The following is a 22,465-nucleotide window of genomic DNA, read 5'->3' as shown; positions in this document are numbered from 1 at the left end:
GAAGCGATTCGGGCCGCCCGTTTTTTACGCGAATTTTTTGCGGTTTTTGCGAATTAATCCGTGGACGGTGCGACGCTCTGCGGCGCAGGCTGCGGTAGAAAGTCGGCAAACATGTCATCATTTCCGAATAGCGCTCGGCGGGCGCCGCACTGACGGATGCCGCCACAGGGCGCAAATTTTCGACTGCTTCCACAACGGACCGATTTATGGAAACTCTTGCTGCGTTCGACTGGGCGGCTCTTCTTTGCTGGCTCGGCGCATTCGTTCTCATTGCCTTGGGCTTTGCGGGTACGATCGTGCCTGCGATTCCGGGACTGCCGATGATTGCGGGCGGCGCCTGGCTCATCGGCTGGGCGGACGACTTTGAAAAGGTCGGCTGGAAGACGATCGTCTTTCTTGCCGTGCTCGCCGCGATCGGGGTCGTCGTTGACACGGTCGCACAGACGGCGGGCGCGCAGAAAGCGGGGGCCTCAAAGGCCGGGATCATCGGCTCGCTCGTAGGAACCGTGATCGGAATGTTCCTGGGGCTTTTCGGGCTTCTCTTTATGCCGCTGATCGGCGCGGCGGTGGGCGAGTTTTACGCAAAGCGCAATCTTTACCACGCCGGGCGCGTCGGCATCGCGACCTGGATCGGCATGATCGTCGGCACGGCCGTCAAGGTGGCGCTTGCGTTCGCCATGACGGGGATTCTCCTTTTCGTCTATTTCACGGCTTGAGAAAGGCTTCGGTAGCAATGGTGCAGGGGCTCGGGCGGCGGACCGGGTCTTGAGGCGAAAAGGAGGCGCGCTCGTCAAATGATTCATACGGTCTACAGCAACAGCTATGAGGTGCTTCGTGCGGTGCTGCTTTCCAATATCGAGCACCTTGGCTTCGGTGGGCAGGCAGCGCAGCGCGATGCGTCCGACTTTGACGCACTCTGCGCGAAGGTTTTCGAGCGGGTACCCGTCATCATTCCGAGCCGAGCCGTTCAAACCGATCTTGAGCGCGCCATCGCCAAGCAAAACGCTGTCTGCGCAGCGATGGATTTCATGTATCTATCGCAGTGGATGGGGTTCTTTTCGAAGGAGCCGCTCGCGAACGTCGTCGGCAACGAAGCCGACTGGATGATTTGGCGCATTCTTTGCGAAGAGGGACCGGGGAGCTTTCGCGCGGCGGTGCGCGAGGCCGATCCGTCGAGCCGTCTCGAGCGTTATTTGGAGGGGCGTTCGAGCGAAGAGATCTTTGCGCTCGCGAGACACATTTCGAGCGTATTCGTCGCCTATGCGACGTACCGTGTCGACTGGCTTTTCGACTGGCTCGGCATTCACCGAGAACTTGTGCCGCAGGGGGCCGAAGCACTCGATGAGCGCCGTCGGCTGGAAACCCATCCCGATTACTTGTGGCAGCGCATGCTTTGGGTGCGTTTGGCGCAGGAGCCGAACTGGCAGGGCAAGGCTTTCCTTTCGGCGTTGCCGCAGTCGCTCGCTGCGCTCGCGCAGGCGCCCAAACATTTGAAACATCTCGAGGTGGGGCCGGGACGCTGGGCGCCTTTGCCCGACGCGCTTCACATCTTTGCGCCTTTTGTCGTGCCGCCTCTCATGCTGCCGATCATCAAGGCCTATGCGCATGCCGGACGGGACGTTTGGTTCTATCTTCTCAATCCTTGTTCCGAATACTGGTTCGACCTCGTGCCGCAGCGTCTCTTCGACTGGCGAAGGGCCGATGGCGAAGGGACGGGCGACGATCACCGCGAGGTCGGCCACCCGATTCTTGCCGACAACGGTCTGAGCGTGCGTGCGAATATCGACCGTCTCTGGCGCTTCACGCAGGGTGCGGATACGGGGCTCGAGACGCCCGAGCTGCGGCTGAGCGAACTCGATCCACCTTCGCCCGGCGAACCGAGTGTGCCGTACGCTCGCCGCATCGAAACCTATGAAGCGTTTGCTCGGCGCCTTTTCGGCGATTTCCGCAATATGCATGCGCAAACCGAAGCTGCCGCGCAAAGCTATTACCTCGAGGCGCGGGAGCCGACGCTTTTGCGCCGCGTACAGGATTCGATTCTGCTTCTCGAGCCCGATCTCGAGAAGCTCGCCAGTGAATCGGCGCCGCTCTTTCAAAAGGACGACCGATCGATTCACTTTGTCGCGGCACCTACGGCCACGCGCGAACTCGAGGCGCTCGCCGACTGGCTGCAGGCACAATTCGAAGCCGATCCGACGCTGCGGCCCGACGATGTACTCGTTGTGACGCCCGACATTACGGCGACGAGCCCCTTGATTGAAAAGGTTTTCGGCAGCCTCGCCGAAGGCGCGCGCATCGAATTCCGCATCACAGGCGCACAGAGCGCCGCTGCCGATGCGCCGGCGCAGGCGCTCTCGGACTTGATTGCGCTCGTGAGCGGGCGTGCGCGGCGTGAAGCCTTGACTTCGTGGCTTGCGCTGCCGCCCGTGGCCGAGCGCTTCGGACTCTCCGTCGAAGATATCGGCACGATTTCCGCTTGGCTCGCCGCGGCGGGCTACCGTTTCGGGCTTTCGGATGCGCACCTCGAAGCGATCGACCCCGTTACGTTTGCGAACGTGCGAGATACAACGCTCGCGCGCGCGCTCGAGCGCCTCTCGTTCGGACTGGCGCTTCCCGACGCAATTGACGCGCCGTGGGGCGACATCCTGCCGGTGCGCGAGGGCGAGTCTTCTTGGGTGCGCGTCGCCGATCGACCAGCGCTCCTCGAGACGCTCTGCGAAATTGCGGGCAAGCTCGAAAAACTTCGCGAAGCTGCTCGACTTGAAGCGACCCAATGCGCAGTCGAACCCGCGCAGTGGAGTGCTTGGATTGCCGATGCGCTCGAAGCGCTTTTTGCGCCTGAAACGCCCGAAAACAGCTACGGCCCCATTCGAGCCGCCGCCGACAGCGTGCGTGCCGAAATCGAAGCGGCCGCAACGGCGGGGGCGCTCGAAGCGGGGCTTCCCGTGCCGTTCTCGCTTTTTATGAAAGTGTTTCTCGAGCGGCTCGGCGAAGAGACCGTTTCGGGGCGGCCGGGCAACGCCGTGACTTTCGCCGGTATGTCCGCGATGCGCGGGCTGCCCTACAAGGTGCTCGCCGTGATAGGACTCAATCACGACTGCAGTTTCCCCGGCACGATGCGATTCGAGGAATTCGACCTCATGGGTGCCGCGCCGCGTCGCGGCGACCGCGACAGCCGCGTCGACAACCGCAATGTGTTCCTCGACCTGTTGCTCGCCGCACGCAAGACGTTCCTTGTTTCGTATGTGAGCGGCACGAACGAAGCCGATCAGAAGGAACCCTCGATCGTTGCAGCGGAATTGCGCGATTGGCTCCTGTCGTTTGCGCATGGACGCGAAGCGCGCCGTGCCGCGCAGGCGCAGCTCACGACGAGGCTATCGCTCAACAGCTTTTCAAAAGCGAATTTCAGCAGCGCAAGCGGCGACTGGCAAAGCACCGACAAAGCGCTGCTGGCAGCCGTAGCGGACGCCGAGGCTGCGGCTTATGCTGCGAGCGAAGCGTGTTTTGCCGACGCAGGCATTGCGCGCGCACGTCCGGTCGAGGTTGTGGACTTTGACGACCTCTGGCGCTTCTGGCGCCGTTCGGCCGATTGGGCTTTGAAAGAGAGCGGCATTGTGCTGCCCGAGTCGGGCGCGACCGACTCGGTTTCGCTCATGCCTTCGCGCGAGCCGCTCGACGCTTGGAAGCGCAAGCATTTTGCCTACGAGTACCTGCGAGAAGGCCGCTCGCGAGAAGAGATCGAGCGGCGCTGGGGGTGCGATCCGACGAAGGGGACGGCGGGCGTTCGGGAGTGGGCGCTCAAAGACGAAATCGATTTTGCCGAGCAACTCGCCGAGCGGGTTGCCGCTCGGGAAGCGGAACTGACGCCCCTTGAAGACGAACGCATCGTCGTGAAGCTCCCTGCTGCCGCAACGCCTGAAAAGCGGCCGGTGCGCATTGCGGTGCGCCTCACGAGCCTCTTTGCTGCGGTGCACGCTCTTGAGTTTGAAACCACAGAGCCTTCTCTGCAAAAGACGGAAAAAGCCAGCAAGGCGAAGGCACCGCTCGATGTCTCCGAGCGTCTTCGTGTTTGCGCGAGCGTCTCGAGCGAGAGCGGCTCCACAATCGAGCGGCGTTTTGTCGAGCATCTTTTTGCTTGTGCGGCCGGTCGGCCGGTCGCAACGGAAGTCTTCCATCGGGGCGAGACGAAGAAGGGCTCGTCAAAGACGGGAGAGGCGGTTCCCGTCGAGTGCACTCAATTTCCGTTCGTCTCTGCGAAGGCCGCCAAGCGTTTTGCTGCGGCGCTCTACGCACTCTATTCGTGTGCATTCGAGCGTGCGGCACAGCTCCCCGACCGCTCGAGAGCGGGCGACGTGACCGAAGAGCGTGCCGACGAACTCCTTTTCCGCGGTGCGGATCTCGATGCGGCGCGTCGCGCACGCGGCGAACTCGAAGACGCGCTTGCCGGCATGATGAAGGCGTGCGGCACCCCCGAATGCGAGGCGCGGATTGAAGACTTTGTGCGTGCCCAGAAGACGGTTGCCGCCCGCAGTCGGCGTTCGCAGGAATGACATGAAAAAGAAGAATTACGACGTGCTCGAGGACGAATTTTCGTCGGGTGCAATGCCCTCGTTTTTCGACGACGTACCGCCTGCGGCGAGCGACGACGATATTCCGCTCGACTGTCTGGCAAACGACGGTGAGGACGCCTGGACGGAAAGCGATGCCATCGAAGCCGACTGGGTGCAGGAGCTGCTCCTTCATCGAACGCCGCCCGCTCGGGCGGTGCCCGCTGCGCCTGCGCCGCGGGAGTCCCATCTGCTCGAACCCGCCGCAGCACCCGCAAAGGCGGCATTGGCCGAGGGGCTCGAAGCGAAAGCGCTCGACGTATTTTCCGAAGCGGGCAGCGAAACGGCGGCCGTGCTCCCGAGCGAGCCTTCGGAGGCTGCAGTTGCCGCAGTTGCCTCGGGCACTGCGACCAATCCCGTTGCCTTTGACGTGTGCACGGCGCCTCTGACGGTGCCGACGCTCCTTGAGGCATCGGCAGGCACAGGGAAGACCTTTTCGATCAAGCATCTGGTGCTGCGCCTCGTCGTTGAAGAGGATATGCCGATCGATACGCTCCTTATTATGAGTTTCACGCGAGCGGCGACGGCCGAGCTCTCGGCTCGCATTAAGCATCACCTCTCAGACATGCACGGGTTCCTCACGGGGACGCTCGGTGCGGACGAAGTCGACAGGCTTCTCGTCGAGCAGCTCGAGCTCTGGAAGAAGCGTCGGACGGCAGCCCTTGCGGGAAGCGGTGAGAAAGCAGAGAAAGTGGCCGCTTTTTACGAACGCTCGGCGATTGCTGCTCGCATCAAGCGCTCACTCACGCGCTTTGATAAGGCGGCGATCTACACGATTCACAGCTTCGCACAGAAGTCGCTGACGGCATTCGCCTTTTCGTCGGGCGCCGCACTCGACTGGACGCTCGAAGACGATGACGCCGCGCTTCGTGAAGACGTGGTCGAAGACTTCCTGCGCAGAGAGCTCGACCGGTATCGCGACGCGCCGGACGTGCGCGAGCGTCTCGCGCTCGGTGCGGCTTGGTCTGAGAAGCTTCATGCCCTCGCGGGGCACCCGGCCTCGCTGATGCCGCGAGAGATCGTTTCCGAACTTTCGGCTGAGACGCCCTCGGAGAACGACCCGATGACGGCGGTCCTCGCGCGCTTTATTGAGGAAGCGCCCGCAGCGCTTCGCGAAAAGAAGCGCGCGGCGGGCGTTGCCACCTTTGACGACCTTCTCGTGGAGCTTTGGGCGCGTCTTGAAGCGGATCGCTCGGGCGATTTTGCCGGGAGCCTGCGCTCGGCCTATCGAGGGGTGCTTGTTGACGAATTTCAGGATACGGATCCGCTGCAGTTCGCGATTTTCAAGCGTCTCTTCATCGATGCCGTGCATCCGGCCTCGACGGTTCAGGCGGCCGAATCGGCAGCGGCGAGCGATAAACCTTCGCGCGCGCTCTTTTTCGTGGGCGACCCCAAACAGGCGATCTATCGATTCCGTTCGGCGGACCTCAACACGTATCTCGATGCGCGCCGCCTCATTGCCCGTATCGGCATCTGCGCGGAACTGCAGAAGAACTTTCGCTCGAGTCCGCCCCTCGTTGAGGCGTTCAACCGTTTTTTTGCGGCCGCGCCGGCCGACTCGCGCGGGCCTTTCCTGCGCGAGGAGCTCCGCTACACGCAGGTGAAGGCAAGCGACTCGAATACAGGGCTCTTTCGCTTGACGCGCGGCAGCTGGAAGGCGGTCGTGCCGCTCGAAATCTGGGGGACGGTGACATCGCTTCCCATGGCGAAGAGCGATCGCGTCGACGCGACCGCCCAGGCGATCGCGGGTGATATTGCGGCGTTGATCGGCGCGGGCAAGGCGGGCAAAGCTGCCGTTGCCCTTGAAGAGGGCGACGCGTCGCCTCAAATCGGCGAGGTCCTGCTCGGCGAGCGCCGCGTGCCTCTTCGTGCGGTTGAAGCGCGCGATATTGCGATTCTCGTTCGAACGCGCGACGAGATAGCGCCCATTCGTGCGGCGCTCTTGAAGTACGGCGTACGCCTTCGCATGAACAGCAAGGCCGACGTCTGCGCAACGCCCGAAGCGGCGGACCTTCTCCTTGTGCTGCGTGCCTTTAATGCGCCGGGTGACGAACGGGTCGTTCGCGCCGCTCGCGCCACGCGCTTTATCGGGGAGCCGCTTTCGCAAATTGCAGCTGATGACGAAGCCGGCCGCGTTGCGCTGCGCGCGCTCTTTGAGAACTGTGCGGCGAAGTGGCGCCGCTACGGCGTTGCGTCGGCCTTTGCGGGGCTTATGGAAGAGACGGGGCTCGCGCAGCGGCTGCTGCGCGTGCATAACGGCGAGCGCATGCTCGCCAATTACACGCATCTCGTCGAAGTACTCCACGAAGCGGGCCGACGGCACCCGACGCCTGCGGGTCTCATCGCATGGTTCGAGTCTGCGGTCGCCGGTGCCGATGACGAGGCGGGCAGCGAAGCGCGCAAGCTTCGGCTCGAAAGCGATGCGAACGTCGTCACGGGCGAAACGATTCATTCGAGCAAGGGGCTGCAGTACCCGATCGTTTATGTTCCGAATGCCGAGCAGTTCGATACGAGCGGCAGCCCGAGTGCCGTTCGGCGTGCGCGTGTTGATGCGGGCGTGTCGCCCTGCGGCATGGTGCTGCAGCTTTCGCACGAAAAAACGGCGTGTCCCGAAGCGGAAGTCGCTGAAGCCCGTCAGGAACTCCTGCGTCTTGCGTACGTTGCGATGACGCGCGCTGCCAAACGGCTTGTCATCACCGTGCCGCAGCGGCCGCGCTCTCCAAAGAACAACACGCTCTGGCACGGACAGACACTCAAAAACGCGTTTTTCCGAATTCTCACGGGAGAGGAGTCGCCTGCGAGCGGCGAAGCGGTGCTTAAGGTCCTCGAAACGCTCTCGGACGAGCGAACAATTGTGCTGCGCGACATCAACGAGGTGCGTTCGCGCAAGGTCGCGCCCGTGCGCGCGCTTGCAAGCGAAACGGCAGCGCTTACGGCCGCACCCGCGAAAGACCGCCGGGCGCAGTGGCGCATTTCGAGTTTTACGGCGATTTCCCGCATGCTGGAGGATGAAGCCGAGGGGGCGGGTGCCAAGCCCTTCTTCGGAGCGAAAAAGCGGCGGCTGCCGAGCGGCGACATCCTCGCGTTTCCGCGAGGCGCTCAGGCGGGTACATGCCTGCACGCCATGCTCGAAGAGGCGGACTTCGCGCATTTCGCAGAGCCCGATGCGTGCGAGGCGCGCGAAGCCTTTGTTCGGCGCATCGTCGAGCGGCATCTTTCCTTCCCGAGTGAAGCGGCCAAGACGGACGCCGTGCGCGGCGCTGCGCGCATGCTCTGCGACGTTCTCAATGCGGAAATTGCACCGGGACTGCGGCTCAAAAACGTGCCCGCCGGGATGCGGTTTGCCGAACTTGAATTTCTTCTGAGCATGCGCTCGACGCTCACCGCCGACATTCTTGGGGAAGCCCTCGGTGCGATCGATCCGAAGTATGCCGTGCCCGGACTCACGCGCGAGCGGCTCACAGGCTTTCTCACGGGGTTCATCGACCTGGTCATCGCTGTCGACGGCAAGTTCTGGGTGATCGACTGGAAAAGCAACGCTGTCGCGGATACGCCCGAGGGCTACGACGAAAACGCGATGAGCGACGAGATGAGAAAGCACTGCTATCGGCTGCAGTACCTCATCTATCTCGTAGCGCTGCGTCGCTTCCTCAAGGCGCGTTTGGGCGAGAAATTCCGCGAATCCATGATCGGGGGCGCGATTTACGTGTTCCTGCGCGGCGTTCGCGCCGAGACGACAACGGCGGCGAATCCGCAGGGCATCGTTTTCGATCCGGTGAAACCTGAGGTGATAGCGGCGCTCGATGAATTTTTCGATTCGGGCGTCTCTGCTCGCCGGCTTGCGGCGCTTCAGACGGGCGTACTGAATGCTGCGAAGACCGAAGCGTACGCAGCGGTGAACGGCAAGGAGAGCGGCCATGCATAAGAACGACATTCAATCGGCGCTTGGCGGCGGCACACTTTGCGTCGGCGGGTTTTCGGGTGTTTTTTCGGCGCTTCTACGCGCGGCGCGCCGCCGCGCCGCAGCCGACGAGCGCCCAGAGGTGCAAGCGGCGCTCCTTTTGACGGAGAGCACCGAGTTCGAGCGCTTCATGACGGCGCTCGCTCTGGCGTTTGACGAAGCCGCGCAGGCGGGCAGCGTCTGCGTGCGCTTCGGCGCGCTCGAAGGCGCGCTTTTGCTCGCGGATGCGCTTTCTCGGGAAACGGCCGAAGCACGCGACGAAGCAGATCGCGACGGTGAAGCGCAAAGTGTGCCCTTAGACGCGGCCGCACTGGTAGAGACCTACTTCGAAGGCGGTTCGCTCGAAAGTTTCCCGGCGGCGCTTCGCCGCATCAAGCGCCCGACCGTTGAAGCGGGACTGCGTGTTCTGAAGACGCTCTCGCTCGCGGGCGAATTGTCGGCGCTCGAAGCGCTTTCAGCGGCGAAGGCCGGTGCCGTAGGTGCGCACGCACAGCTCGAGCGCGCAGCCATTAGAGCGGCTGCCTCGTCGGCCGCTGCTCCCTTTGTTATCGATGCCGCGCGCGGCGGGCGCATCAAGCGGCGCGGCGACATCGGCGAAGCCGTGCTTCGCAAGGGGCGCATCTCGGATCGAGAATTCGAAGCTTCTCGCCTCTATCTTGCGCGAGAGGCGCTCGAAGAGCTCGAGCTCGCACGCCGGCTCCTGCAGTTTTATTTGCTGCCGCAGCGACGGCTGCGCGCCGAGTCGCTCGAGCGCGTCAATGCGCTCGCGCAGTCGCTCGGCGCTGACGAGCTGCAACGCAAGGCGCTCGAACTTGCGCTCAAGCGTCGTTTTGCCGTCATTTCGGGCGGGCCCGGGACCGGGAAGACAACAACGGTCGTGCAGATTCTCGAGTGCCTTTTTGCCGAAAAGCCCGAGCTGCGCGTCGCGCTCGCGGCACCCACCGGCAAGGCTGCAAGCCGCATGCGTCAGTCGATCATGCTGAGCCTCGCTTCGCCCAAACTGGCTGCGAATCTGCCGCACGTGGCGGCCGTTGTAGCGGCTGACGCCACGCGAGAGCCCGAGCATCAAGCGATTCGCGAACGCACGATTCACAAGTGGCTCGTCTCGCGCACGTCGAACGGCCGCCGTCCCAGCGAGGACAATCCGCTTGAGGCCGATGTTCTCATCATTGACGAAGCCTCTATGGTGGACATTCACCTTGCCGCAAGACTGCTTCGCGCCGTCTCACTCGAGACGCGCCTCATTATTTTGGGTGACAAGCACCAGCTCGCAGCCGTGGGGCCGGGCGCGGTTTTTGCCGATATTTCCGACGAAGGGGGGGCGCTCGGTGCAGCCGTCGTGACGCTCAAAACGAGCCGGCGCTTCCCCGAAGATACGGTGATCGGGCGACTCGCCAAAGCCATCAATCACGAGCTTGAGGAAATCCCAGCGCCGCGTTCGGGCGCAGCGGCCGATGTGCCCGAAGAGCCCTCGCTCTTTGACGAAGGGGAGCGCGAGGGCGACGTCTTTGAGGCCGTGAAGCGTCTTTTTGCGACGCCTGCCGACGGTCGCTACAGCGTGACGCGCTACGACGAGCCCTTTGACGGCGCTTCCGGGTTGAGCAAAAGTGCCGCCCTTTGGCTCGACGAAAAGTTCGAGTGCTACTGCGGCGCACTTTCTGGGTACCTTGAGGCCGTTCGTCGAAACGCACGGCCGGAGACGATCGAACTTCAATGGCGCTCGCTCTGGTCGACGCTCGAAAGCTTCCGAGCACTTACCGCACAGCGCCGCGGCCCGATGAGCGTTGAGGCGGTGAACGCTTACTTCGAGACGAAGCTTCGCGATCGACTGCTTTCCGAGGGCTGGCTCGACGAGCGGCTCGACCTCGAAAATTGGCCGGGGCGCGTTGTGATCGTTCGGCGCAACGACGACATGCTCGGCGTTTTCAACGGCGATATCGGCATTGTCGTGCCCGAGCGCGGCAAGGACGGCAAGTTTGCGCACGTCGTGCGCTTCGGTGAAGTCGGGCGCCGACTTCCGCCCGCGCTCTTGCCACCCGCCGACACGGCTTTCGCCATGACGATTCATCAGTCGCAGGGCTCGGAGTTCGAGGACGTTGCGGTGTTTCTGCCCGTCAATCCGATGTCGGGGCTCGCTACGCGAGAACTGCTCTATACGGGCGTAACGCGAACGAAGCGAAGCGTGGCGGTCTTCGGTAGCGACGCGGCGCTCAGGCGTGCCGTCGAGACGCCGACAAGCCGCGAGGGCGGCCTTGCCGAGCGGCTTGCGAGCGGCCTTAAGAAAGCGAAAAAGGCACGAAAAAGCGCTTGACGAACTGATTCGGACTGCTACAAAAAGAAGAGCCGCCCGAACATGGCGTTCTGAGCGGCTCCTAGCAGCCAATTTTGCACGTCAGAGCGCTTCGGCTGCGAATTCGGCAAGACGCGAGCGTTCGCCGCGGGTGAGCGTGATCGTCGCTGCATGCGGCCAGCCCTGGAAGCGTTCGACGACGTACGTGAGGCCGGAGCTTCCTTCCGTGAGATAGGGCGTGTCGATCTGCGCGATGTTGCCGAGGCACACGATCTTCGTACCCGGGCCCGCGCGGGTAATGAGCGTCTTCATCTGCTTGGGCGATAGGTTCTGCGCTTCGTCGATGATGACGAATTTCTGCAGGAACGTGCGCCCGCGCATGAAGCTCATCGACTTGATGCGGATGCGGCTCTTGATGAGGTCGAGCGAAGCCTGGCGGCCCCACTCGCCGCCCGAATCGGTGCGGTGCAGCACCTCGAGGTTGTCTTCGAGCGCTCCCATCCAGGGCGCCATCTTTTCCTCTTCTGTGCCGGGCAGAAAACCGATGTCCTCGCCGACGCTCACGGTGGCGCGCGTGACGATGATTTCGGAGAAGCGCCGCTCGTCGATCGTCTGTGCGAGCGCGGCAGCGAGCGTCATGAGGGTCTTGCCCGTGCCCGCCTGGCCGAGAATCGCGACAAAGTCGATTTCCGGATCCATGAGGAGGTTGAGCGCCATGTTCTGCTCGCGGTTGCGCGCGTGAATGCCCCAGACCTTGAAGCGGCCCTTGGCACGGTAGTCCCGCAAAAGCCGCATCGTGACTTTCTTGCCCGAAACGTCGGTGACGATTGCCATGAAGCCTTCGTCGCCGTCGATGGCGAGACACTCGTTCACGATGAAGCGCGAGGGATCCTCGGCTTCGAATTCGTAGTGCGTTGCGCCCGCATCCTGCCAGGAGCGAAGCGTCGGTGCGGTCTTTTCCCAGAAGTCGGCTTCGAGAAGAAGTCGCCCCGTGTAGAGCATGTCGGTGTCGTCGAGCGCTTTGTCGCTGAAGTAGTCTTCCGCGGGAATGCCGAGCGTCGTCGCCTTGATGCGCATATTGATGTCTTTGGAGACGAGTACGGCGGCGCGCTCGGGGAACGCTTCCTGCACGCCCTTGACGGTTGCGAGAATCGAATTGTCGCCCTTGAAGGTTGGCAGCATCGCAGGGAGCTCCGCTTCAAGGGGTTCGGTTTCGAACCAGAGGCGCCCGCGCGCTTCGGCGTTGCCGAGAAGCGCCAAGGGTACGCCTTCGCGAATCTGACCGTCGTTGGCTTCAATGAGCGCGTCGAGCGTGCGACTCACCGAGCGCGCGTTGCGCGCGACATCCGTGAGGCCCTTTTTGTGGTTGTCGAGCTCTTCGAGCGTCGTCATCGGCAGAAACACGTCATGCTCATCGAACTTGAAGAGCGAAAGCGGATCGTGCATGAGGACATTCGTGTCGAGCACGAAGAGCTTCTTCAAGTTTTGCGGCGTCGGGGCGCGCCCGCGCCGATCGCGCGCGCCGCTCTTCGGAGCGAGTGCTGCGGCGAAAGCGGGAGCGGCAGGCTGCGACGATGCGCTCGTGACGATTTCGGCGCTCGAGGCCAGCATAGTGGATTCGAGTGCTTCGACGGCTTTCCGACCGCGCTTTGCCGACGCTTTGACCGTTCGTTTGACCGTTTGCTTAACTGCCTGTTCTGCGGGCGCCTTGTCAGCCGTTTTCGTCGAGGCTTTCACCGTCTTTGCTCGGGCCTGGGTGCCCTTGGCGGTGGCGGTGCTCGTCTTGGCAGCGGTTTGGGCCGCGGTCTTCGTACCCTTCGAAGCGCGCGCTTTGGCTGCCGCTTTCGGTGCAGCCTCTGCGTCGCGGGTCGCAGCCGCTGCGGGGGCTTCAGTCGTTTCAGTCGTATCAGTTGTATCTGCTGCGGGCATTGCGGCAGCATCTGCCGCCTTTTTACGGCGTTTCGGCGCCTGATGCTTCAGTCGAACGTCTTCGGGTTCGGCGGGAGCACCGTAGTCTTCAAGAATGTCTGCGAGTTTGCTGGGAGCTTTCGGAAGCGGCATGTCGAAAATAAGCGGCGCAGAGGCCGAAAAGAAACGAGCGGGCTGCGCGCCGCAATCCCGAAGGATAGCGGCGCACCTTTCACGTTTCATTCTATTCGGCGCGGATGACGTTCGTATGTCGCTCGTGGCGCGCGCGTACGCTCGTTTTTTTTCGAGCGCGTGCGATCGGCGCTCGGTTTCCAGTAAGACCTAAAGCCTAGGCCTTCGCGGCTACTTCCTTTTTCCGTGGAAAGCGCCTCTCTTCGGCCGGAGGAGTTCGAGTAGCATAGGCATTACGAATCGGGTTTTCGTGCCGAGCTCGCCCCTGCGGCAGCTGCGCCGCGAGCCCGCTACAAAAATGCAACCCCTCGAAACGGAGGCTCTCCACGATGCATTACATTTCGACGCGCGGCGACGCTGCCGGAAAAACCTTCGCGGACATTCTTTTCGAAGGCTACGCCGCCGACGGCGGTCTGTATCTGCCCGAATCCTATCCGAAGCTCGACAAGCACGAACTCAAGGGCCTGCTCGGCGAAGAATACCCAGGCATCGTCTACAGCACCTTCCGTCTCTTCTGGCCGGAGCTCTCCGAGGAGTCGCTGTGGCTGCTTTGCCGCGATGCCTTTCAGCCGAAACACTTTCCGTACGGGCGTGACCAGATCGACAATTTCGACTGTGCGCCGCTCTCGTGGCTGCGCGACGGTGTTGCGCTTATGGAGCTCGCCAACGGCGCGAGCCTCTCGTTTGACGACCACAGCATGCGATTTCTGTCGCTTGCCTACGAGCGCAAACTCGCGCCCTTTAAGCCGCCGCTCACTTTCCTCGGCGCCACGACGGGCGACATGGGAGCGTCCTGCGAGGCGCATTTCGGCGGGCGCGACGACGTCAAGGTCGTGATGCTCGCGCCCAAGGGGCGCATGACGCGGTTTCAGGCTGCGCAGCTCTATGCCAACCGCGACAAGAACGTTCTCAATATCGAGATTGACGGCACGTTCGACGACTGCCAGGCGCTCGTGACGCGCCTTCTGCAGGATGAGGCCTTCCGCGCCAAGGGTCGACTTGCCGCCATCAACACGGTGCTTTGGGCGCGCATTGTGACGCAGGTGGCCGCGTACTTCTACGCGTATGCGCAGGCGGTCGACGCCGTCGGCGAAGAAGTGGTCTTTACGGTGCCTGCGGGCAATTTCGGCAACGCCTTCGCGGGCTGGGTCGCCAAGCGCATGGGGTTGCCGATCATGCGCATCATTGTGGCGACAAACGAAAACGACGCGATGGATCGTTTCTTCCGCACGGGGACCTATTGCCCGAGACCCTCGAACGAGACGCTCGCGACCTCGTCGCCCTCGATGGACATCTCGCGTGCGGCCAATTTCGAGCGTTTCCTCTTTGAACTTCTCGATCGCAATGCCGAGCGCGTCAAGGCGCTCATGGCCGAGATCGACGAAAAGGGTGAATTCACCCTTGCGGCGGATGAGTTCGCCAAGCTGCGCCGCTCGGGCTTCGTTTCCGGGATGTCCTCGCACGTCAACCGTCTCGAGATGATGAGCACGCTGCAGTTTGAGTACGACACGCTCATTGATCCGCATACGGCCGACTGCCTCTACTGCGGCATTTATCTGCATCCGGTGGGCGTGAAGACGATCTGCTTTGAAACGGTACAGCCCGCGAAGTCGCCTCGCATGATCCGCGAGGCGTGCGGCGTCGAGGTGGGCTTGCCCGAGGGTTTTGCCGATCCGTTTGCGTTGCAGCCGAAGAAGCTTTCGCTTGCCTGCGACGAAGCGGCCGTGCGCGAAGCGATCGACCGTTTTGCTAACGGAGAGTGACTCGATGAGCGAAGAAAAAGCGTGCGGTGCCGAGCCCTTTGCCGCAGCGCACAGGAAAGCGCCGACGACGCCCTTTGTCGTCGGCTTCATCGGGCGCTCGGGCGTCGGCAAAACGACGTTTGCCGAACAGGTGGTTGCCGAGCTCGCTTCGCGCGGCTTCTCGGTGGGCGTTTTGAAGGATGCCCACCACGGGTTCGATATGGATCGGCCCGGCAAGGACAGCTGGCGCTACAGAGAGGCAGGTGCGCGCGCCGTGCTCGTGCGATCCGATCGGCGTTGGGCGCTGTTGCGTGAAACGCCCGAGCGCGAGCCCGTCGAATCGCTTCTGAAGCAGTTTGAGGGGTTCGATTTTGTCATTGTTGAAGGTTTCAAGTACGAGGGCGGCTTCCCTAAAATAGAGGTTCGCCGCTCGGGTGCTTCGAGCGAGCCGCCTTTGGGCAACGCCGTCGGTGTGCTGGCTGCTGTTGCCACGGATTTCGAAGAGCCGGCCTTTGCGCCGTCGCTCCCGCGGCTCTCGCTTGCGCACCCCGCCGAAGCGGCCGACTTCATCGTGGACCTTCGGGACAACCTTTCATGATCACTTATCAAGAAGCGCTCGAGCGCATCCTTGCGCAGGCCCGGCCCATCGCCGAGACGGAAACGATTCCGCTTATGTACTCCACGGGCAGAGTGCTCGCCGAGGACATCGCGAGCCCGATCGACGTGCCCTGCTGGAACAATTCGCAAATGGACGGCTATGCCGTTCGTGCGGCCGACCTTGCGCAGGCGAGCGAAGCGCATCCCGTTGCACTCCCCGTGAGCGAACGCATTACGGCGGGCGACGTCGGCGAGCCGCTTGCAGTCGGGACGGCTGCCCGGATTTTTACGGGCGCCCCCATGCCCGAAGGGGCCGATTCCGTCGTGCCGCAGGAAGAGACGGAGCGCGCCGGCGACACGGTGTGCTTTAAGCGGCCGAGCGCCCCAGGCAAGTGGGTGCGCGTACGCGGCTCCGACGTCGCTGCCGGAAGCATCGTCATGCGTAAAGGCGAGCGTCTCACGCCCGCTTCGATCGGCATGGTCGCTTCGATCGGCCGCGCGTACGTAACGGTCTACCGAAAGCTGCGCGTCGGGATCTTCTTTTCAGGCAACGAGCTCGTGCAGCCGGGCGAACCGCTGCCGCCGGGCGGGATTTACAACTCGAACCGCTTCATGCTTCGAAGCCTTCTTGTGACGCTCGGCTTTGAAGCGATCGATCTCGGAAACGTTCCCGACAGTCTTGAGGCGACCGTGCGCGCTTTCGAGCACGCGGCCGAGTCGGCCGACGTGATCATTTCGACGGGCGGCATGTCCGTGGGCGAAGAAGATCACATCAAGCCCGCCGTCGAGCGGCTCGGTCGCCTTGACGTCTGGCGCGTGAGCCTCAAGCCCGGCAAGCCCCTTGCCTTCGGCGAAGTCAAGGGCGTGCCCTTTGTCGGACTCCCCGGCAATCCCGTTTCAGGCTTTGTCGTCTTCCTCATGCTTGCGCGCCCCTACCTCCTGCGCCGTTCGGGGCTTGTCGATGTCGACATGCGCGCGCAGCACGTGCGCGCGGACTTCGAATGGACGAAGGTTGGCGAGCGCGAAGAGTTCGTTCGCGTGCGCCGCAATGACGCGGGCGGCCTTGACATCTACAGAACGCAGAACTCGCAGGTTCTTTCGAGCTGCGCGTGGGCCGACGGTCTTGTCGACATTCCGGCGGGGGCCAAGATTCAAAAGGGCGACATCGTTGCTTATTACCCCTTCTGTCAGTTCTTTGCCTGACGCCGACACCGAACAAAACGAAGAAAAACAAACAAAACGCCGCGTGAAGATCCCAACGGGCTATCTGTCCGAAACGATTCGCGCGGCGGCTTTTTTGAGGGAATTTGAGCATGAAGATCCGCATTCTTTACTTTGCCGCGCTGCGCGACGCCGTCGGTCGTGCATCGGATACGCTCGAACTCGACGGCGAGCGCACGACGCTTGCCGCCGTTCGCGAAGCGCTCGTCGCGCAGGGTGATCCTTGGGCGGGTGCCTTTGCCAACCTCAAGCGCGTGCGCGGCGCCGTTAATCAGACGATGGCCGACGATGACGAACCCGTTGCCGACGGCGACGAAGTGGCCTTTTTTCCGCCTGTGACGGGCGGCTGATTCGAAGGGCGCATCATGAAGACGACGAAAATCCGTGTCACGACCGAGGACTTCGATGCGGGGGAAGAAATTCGCCTTGCCGCAGCCCGTTCGCCCGCTGCGGGCGGCATCGCCTCCTTTGTCGGTGTTGTGCGCAACTGCAATGACGGCGAAGCCGTTTCCGCCATGTCGCTCGAGCACTACCCGGGGATGACCGAAAAAGCGCTCGCGGAAATCGTTGAAAAGGCACGTTCGCGCTGGCCGCTCGAGGACGTCACGGTGATTCACCGCGTGGGCGACTTGAAGCTCGGCGATCAGATCGTGCTTTGTCTCGTCTGTGCGGAGCATCGGCGCGAAGCCTTCGAAGCGTGCGAATTCATCATGGACTGGCTCAAGACCGAAGCGCCTTTCTGGAAGAAGGAAACGACGCCCTCGGGCGCGCGCTGGGTCGATGCGCGTGAGAGCGACGAAGCGGCCAAAGCCCGCTGGACAAACGGCCTATGAAAGACGGTCCTTTCTGGCTCGTCGCTCTTTCTGTCGGCAGCGGCGCCGCTATCGGCGCCGTTCTTCGGTGGGCGCTCTCTTATGCGCTCAATCCCAAGTGGGCGACGCTGCCGCTCGGCACGCTCTCGGCCAATCTCATCGGCGCTTATCTCATCGGGCTTGCGGCGGCGGCCTTTGCTTCGCACCCGGCAGTGCCGCCCGCCGTTCGGCTTTTCGTTGTGACGGGATTTCTCGGGGGACTCACCACTTTTTCGACTTTTTCGAGTGAAGCGGTAGCACTTCTTTCGGGTGCGCACTATGGGAGAGCGGCGCTGCACGTATTGCTGCATGGCGGCGGCAGCTTTCTTCTCACGGCGCTCGGCATGTTCTCCTGGCACGCGATCGAAGAAGTCCTGCGGCGTGCCGGCTGAAGTCCGAGCATTTTTCCGATCACGGGCTGCACGGTGCGGCCCGTTTTCGTTGGCGGCCGTCGTTTTCTGCTTTCTTTTTTTTTCGCACTCTTGAACTTTCCTCGCATCGTCCCCATATAGTCATTATGAGCAACAAGCGGGATGGAAGTCCTTTGAATTCCCTGCAGGAAAATTGACTGCAGGTTGAGGGCTAAGAAAAAGAGCTTTTTGCCGATGCGATGAAAGCAGTCTGCCGGTCGACAGAGCGGCGGCTGCAGGGACTTCGGCATCCCGACCGATATGGAGTGGAAAGAAAGATGCGCCAGGACAAACTGACGACCAAGTTCCAGGAAGCGCTCGGTGCCGCGCAGTCGCTTGCGCTCGAGCACGACAACCAGATCATGGAGCCGCTGCATCTGCTCGCGGCCGTTCTTGCCGATCGGGACGGCGCTTCGCGCAGCCTTCTCGAGCGTGCGGGGGTGAACGTTGGGCGCCTTGAGCGTGAAACGAATGCCGCGATCGACCGACTTGCCAAGGTGAGCGGCACGGGCGGCGACGTTCAGGTTTCGCGCGAACTCATGAACCTGCTCAACCTCACGGAAAAAGAGGCGATGAAGGCGGGCGACGAGTACATTTCGACCGAAATGCTGTTGCTCGCGCTCTGCGAGGATCGCTCGGAGGCCGGGCGTCTTGCCAAAGAAGCCGGCCTCTCGCGCAAGCCTATGGAAGAGGCAATTCGCGCCGTTCGCGGTTCTGACAAGGCAGACAATCCGGATGCGGAGAACCAGCGCGAAGCCCTCAAAAAGTACACGATCGACCTCACGGCCCGCGCGCGTGAAGGCAAGCTCGACCCCGTGATCGGCCGCGACGATGAAATCCGCCGCACGATGCAGATTCTGCAGCGCCGCACGAAGAACAATCCGGTGCTTATCGGCGAACCCGGCGTCGGCAAGACGGCCGTCGTCGAAGGCTTGGCGCAGCGCATCGTCAACAACGAAGTGCCCGACACGCTTCGCGGCAAGCGCATTCTCTCGCTCGATATGGCCGGCCTTATCGCGGGCGCGAAGTACCGCGGCGAATTCGAGGAGCGCTTGAAGAAGCTCCTGCAGGAAGTGGTGGCTTCCGAGGGCAACATCATCCTCTTTATCGACGAATTGCATACGGTGGTGGGCGCCGGCAAGACCGAAGGGAGCATGGACGCGGGCAATATGTTGAAGCCCGCCCTGGCCCGCGGGGAGTTGCACGTGATCGGTGCGACGACGCTCGACGAGTATCGCAAGTACGTCGAAAAGGATGCCGCGCTCGAGCGCCGCTTCCAGAAGGTGATCGTTGACGAACCGACCGTTGAAGACACCATCGCGATTCTGCGCGGTCTGCAGGAAAAGTACGAGGCGCATCACGGCGTCGAAATCACCGACCCTGCGATTGTTGCCGCTGCAGAGCTCTCGAACCGCTACATCACGGATCGCTTCCTTCCCGACAAGGCAATCGACCTCATCGACGAAGCCGCCGCACGCGTCAAGATGGAAATCGATTCCAAGCCTGAAGAGCTCGACAAGCTCGATCGCAAGCTTATTCAGCTCAAGATCGAACGCGAGGCGATGAAGAAGGAAACCGACGACGCTTCGAAGAAGCGCCTCGAGGCCCTTGAAGAGGAAATCGCGAAGTTCTCCCGCGAATATGCCGACCTCGAAGAGATCTGGAAGAAGGAAAAGAGCGAAGCGCTCGGCGAAAAGAGCGCGCGCGACGAAATCGACCGCGTCCATCGCCAGATGGACGAGTACCGCAGAAGCGCTCAGTACGAAAAGCTTGCCGAGCTGCAGTACGCGGTGCTCCCGAAGCTCGAAGAGAAGCTTCGCAAGGCCGAAAAGCACGAAGCCTCGGCCGAAAAGCCCAAGCTCCTTCGCACCTCTGTGGGCGCGGAAGAAATCGCCGAAGTGGTGAGCCGTGCGACGGGCATTCCCGTCTCGAAGATGATGGAAGGCGAACGTCAGAAGCTTCTGCACATGGGCGAGGCGCTTGAAAAGCGTGTTGTGGGGCAGGACGAAGCTGTTCGGCGCGTCACGGAAACGATTCTGAGAAGCCGCGCTGGCCTCTCGGATCCGAACCGTCCCTACGGCAGCTTCCTCTTCTTGGGGCCCACGGGCGTCGGCAAAACCGAACTCACGAAGGCGCTCGCCGAATTCCTCTTCGATTCCGACGAGGCGATGGTACGCATCGACATGAGCGAATTCATGGAAAAGCACAGCGTCGCGCGTCTGATCGGCGCGCCCCCGGGGTACGTCGGCTACGAAGAAGGCGGCTACCTCACGGAAGCCGTTCGCAGAAAGCCCTACTCGGTGATTCTGCTCGACGAAGTCGAAAAGGCGCATCCCGACGTCTTCAACGTGCTCCTGCAGGTGCTCGATGACGGGCGACTGACCGACGGTCAGGGCAGGACGGTCGACTTCAAGAACACCGTGATCGTCATGACGTCGAACTTGGGCGCGCAGGAAATCATGGAGATGGCCGGCGAATCGCACGAGCAGATCAAAGAGGTGGTCATGCGTGACGTGCGTGAGCATTTCCGCCCCGAGTTCGTCAACCGCATTGACGAGATCGTGGTCTTCAATGCGCTCTCGGCCGAGAACGTGCGTGCGATCGCAAAGATTCAGCTGAAGCAGCTCGCCGCACGCATGGCCGCGCAGACGATCGGGCTCGAGGTATCGGAGGCCGCACTCGACGAAATCGCCAAGGTCGGCTTCGATCCGCAGTTCGGTGCTCGACCGCTCAAGCGCGCGATCCAGGACCGCATCGAGAACGGCATCGCCCGCCTTCTTCTCGAAGGCAAGGCCGGTCCCGAAGACAAGGTCCGCGTGGATGCTGGCGCGGGCGGCCGCTTCGACTTTGCAGTCGAAAAGGGAGCGCTCGCGAGCTGAGCTTCTTGATCTGACCGCTCTAGGGGCGCCTTCGCAATGACTCGCGAAGGCGCCCTGCCGGAAGCGGTCATGCGGCTTACAAAACAATTCGCCGAAACGAAGTGAGTGCTTCGTTTCGGCGAAATCGTTTCTGCCGATGCCTTTTCAGAAGAGAAAGTGCGCCGCAAGCCTGCGCTTTCGAAGAAGCTGCGGCGCACGCCACAGGCGTCAGCGGCGTTTCAGAAAGCGTACAGAAAGCCTTCTTACTTCGCGTCTCGCTTGAGACCGAGCGCGTTCGTGATCGTGTAGAAGAGGTCCGTCTGGTCGGTGAGGCCCGAGACATTGGCCGCATGCGGGCCGTAGGCCGCGACGCGAAGCTGCGAACCCGTGTGGCCCTGGTCTTCAGGATCGTCGCTGTTGCCGTAGGAAACGGCCATCGGAACGCCGTCCTTCGTCATGACGGCGAGCGTGAGGCCGGGCGCCTTCGTGTCGGGCGCGACGATCTGGCAGGCATGCGCGTGGTCGGCGGTCACGACGACGAGCGTGTCGCCGTTTTTCTTTGCGAAGTCGAGCGCCACTTGTACGGCCTCGTCAAGATCGACCGTTTCGCCGAACTGACCGCACGGATTGGCCTTGTGGTCCTGCTTGTCGATCGAGGCGCCTTCGACCTGGAGGAAGAAGCCGTTGGGCTTGTCCTTCAAAAGTTCGATCGCTTTTTCGGTCATCTGCGCGAGCGTCGGATGATCGGCCGTGCGTGCGGGATTCTTTTCGCAGACAACGGCGGGCAGCTCAATGTTGCCGTAGTGCTTGGCCTGCGGGCCCTTCAGGCGAACGGGCATGTTGCCTTCGGAGAAGAGGCCGAGAACGGGACGATCGGCGCTTGCCGTCTTCAAAGCCTGCATTTCCTTCGTATTCGTCACGATTTGGTAGCCCGCCTCTCGTGCGGCATCAAGGAGAACTTTGCCCTTAAATTCGCCGCCCTTGGCGGTTTCCTTGAAGGAGGCCATGCCCCCGCCGAGCGTCACGTCGGCGCGCGCCTTGATGAGCTGCTCGGAGATGGAACCCGCGCCCCCGTTTTCAGCGGCTTCCTTCGGGCAGCGTTCGCTCGTCACGTTCGGACCGTAGCACTTGCGCTGGGCAACGTGCGCAAAGACAGCTGCGGGGGTAGCGTCTTGAATTTCGGCGGTCGACACGTTGCCCGTTGCCTTGCCTGCTTTTTTGGCGAGTTCCATGATCGAAGCATGGGGCTTGCCGAAGACGTCGACGCCGATCGCGCCGTTGTAGCTCTTGACGCCTGTATTCCAGGCGGTCGCCGAGGCGGCCGAATCGGTGACGTAGTCGGGCTTCTTCGTCTTGGCGTCGAGCGCGTAGTGCGTGTATTGACCCGTGACGGGAAGCGCATCAAGTCCGGGGAAGGCGCCCGCCGCACCGTGGGCGAAGTTGCGGGCGGCCGTGATTTCGCTGTCGCCCATGCCGTCGCCGATGAGAAGAATGACGTTCTTCACCGTTTTGTTGCTCAACGATGCGCGAAGCATTTCCGTCTGGTCGGCCGAGAGGCGGCGTGCACCGCCGGGCGCCGTGATGTCGCCCTTGGCGGCGCGATCGATGAGGGGCATGGCGGACGACGTGTCGGCTGAGAAGGCACTCGAGGCGGAAAGCGCGCAGACGGCGGAAAGTGCGGCTGCGGCGATGAGCTTCATGGAATTCATGGGATGTTGTTCCTGTTGCAAGTTCGGCCGGAAACGGTGCGAAGCAAAGACTTACTGCGGTTGATCCGGTCGTGGATGGGCGGCAGCGCGTCGAGGGCTTCGAGCATTTCGAGCGGATC

13 protein-coding genes are annotated in these 22,465 nt (G+C 62.4%); 11 read left to right on the top strand and 2 right to left on the bottom strand.

What is annotated here, in order from left to right; translation table 11 throughout:
• Positions 1 to 206: 206 nt before the first annotated feature.
• The 4 genes from H6A60_RS03045 (at position 207) to recD (ending at position 10,879) form a co-directional block, all read left to right on the top strand.
• Positions 207 to 716 carry a DUF456 domain-containing protein gene (locus H6A60_RS03045; protein ID WP_205101940.1) on the top strand — a complete coding sequence of 170 codons (510 nt, stop codon included), beginning with the start codon at positions 207 to 209 and terminating at the stop codon, positions 714 to 716.
• A 78-nt stretch (positions 717 to 794) separates the two neighbouring features.
• Positions 795 to 4,550, top strand: a complete 3,756-nt coding sequence (locus H6A60_RS03040; RefSeq protein ID WP_205101939.1) for an exodeoxyribonuclease V subunit gamma — start codon at positions 795 to 797, stop codon at positions 4,548 to 4,550.
• Position 4,551: 1 nt separating this feature from the next.
• Positions 4,552 to 8,532 (top strand): UvrD-helicase domain-containing protein, encoded by a 3,981-nt coding sequence (locus H6A60_RS03035; RefSeq protein WP_205101938.1) that lies wholly within the window; start codon positions 4,552 to 4,554, stop codon positions 8,530 to 8,532.
• Positions 8,525 to 10,879, top strand: coding sequence for an exodeoxyribonuclease V subunit alpha (gene recD, locus H6A60_RS03030; RefSeq protein WP_205101937.1), 2,355 nt, complete (start codon positions 8,525 to 8,527; stop codon positions 10,877 to 10,879). The genes H6A60_RS03035 and recD overlap by 8 nt, the downstream gene beginning before the upstream one ends.
• 81 nt (positions 10,880 to 10,960) lie before the next feature.
• Here the strand turns inward: recD and H6A60_RS03025 are convergent, their stop codons facing one another.
• Positions 10,961 to 12,919, bottom strand: a complete 1,959-nt coding sequence (locus tag H6A60_RS03025) for a PhoH family protein (protein WP_239477547.1) — start codon at positions 12,917 to 12,919, stop codon at positions 10,961 to 10,963.
• Between the two features lie 368 nt (positions 12,920 to 13,287).
• Between H6A60_RS03025 and thrC the strand changes: the two genes are divergently transcribed.
• The 7 genes from thrC (at position 13,288) to clpB (ending at position 20,658) form a co-directional block, all read left to right on the top strand.
• Entirely contained in the window at positions 13,288 to 14,721 is a 1,434-nt protein-coding gene (gene thrC, locus H6A60_RS03020; protein WP_205101936.1) for a threonine synthase, read from the top strand.
• Between the two features lie 4 nt (positions 14,722 to 14,725).
• Positions 14,726 to 15,298, top strand: a complete 573-nt coding sequence (gene mobB, locus H6A60_RS03015; RefSeq protein ID WP_205101935.1) for a molybdopterin-guanine dinucleotide biosynthesis protein B — start codon at positions 14,726 to 14,728, stop codon at positions 15,296 to 15,298.
• Positions 15,295 to 16,500 (top strand): molybdopterin molybdotransferase MoeA, encoded by a 1,206-nt coding sequence (locus H6A60_RS03010; RefSeq protein ID WP_205101934.1) that lies wholly within the window; start codon positions 15,295 to 15,297, stop codon positions 16,498 to 16,500. The genes mobB and H6A60_RS03010 overlap by 4 nt, the downstream gene beginning before the upstream one ends.
• A 110-nt stretch (positions 16,501 to 16,610) precedes the next feature.
• Entirely contained in the window at positions 16,611 to 16,868 is a 258-nt protein-coding gene (gene moaD / locus H6A60_RS03005) for a molybdopterin converting factor subunit 1 (RefSeq protein WP_205101933.1), read from the top strand.
• Between the two features lie 15 nt (positions 16,869 to 16,883).
• The gene (gene moaE / locus H6A60_RS03000; protein WP_205101932.1) at positions 16,884 to 17,351 is read left to right on the top strand and encodes a molybdopterin synthase catalytic subunit MoaE; all 468 of its coding nucleotides are present in this window, start codon (positions 16,884 to 16,886) and stop codon (positions 17,349 to 17,351) included.
• Positions 17,348 to 17,761, top strand: coding sequence for a fluoride efflux transporter CrcB (crcB, locus tag H6A60_RS02995; RefSeq protein ID WP_205101931.1), 414 nt, complete (start codon positions 17,348 to 17,350; stop codon positions 17,759 to 17,761). Before moaE ends, crcB begins: the two co-directional genes overlap by 4 nt.
• A 296-nt stretch (positions 17,762 to 18,057) precedes the next feature.
• Complete coding sequence (gene clpB / locus H6A60_RS02990; RefSeq protein WP_205101930.1) at positions 18,058 to 20,658, top strand: ATP-dependent chaperone ClpB; 2,601 nt, start codon at positions 18,058 to 18,060, stop codon at positions 20,656 to 20,658.
• 242 nt (positions 20,659 to 20,900) lie between these two features.
• Here clpB and phoA read toward each other — a convergent pair whose 3' ends face one another.
• Positions 20,901 to 22,346 (bottom strand): alkaline phosphatase, encoded by a 1,446-nt coding sequence (gene phoA / locus H6A60_RS02985; protein ID WP_205101929.1) that lies wholly within the window; start codon positions 22,344 to 22,346, stop codon positions 20,901 to 20,903.
• Positions 22,347 to 22,465 lie beyond the last annotated feature (119 nt).

The organism is Sutterella massiliensis, assembly GCF_016899755.1.
In the GTDB taxonomy this organism is placed as follows: Bacteria; Pseudomonadota; Gammaproteobacteria; order Burkholderiales; family Burkholderiaceae_F; genus Sutterella; species Sutterella massiliensis.
Note: the sequence above shows the minus strand (reverse complement) of the source record. Positions and strands in the feature narration are given on the sequence as shown.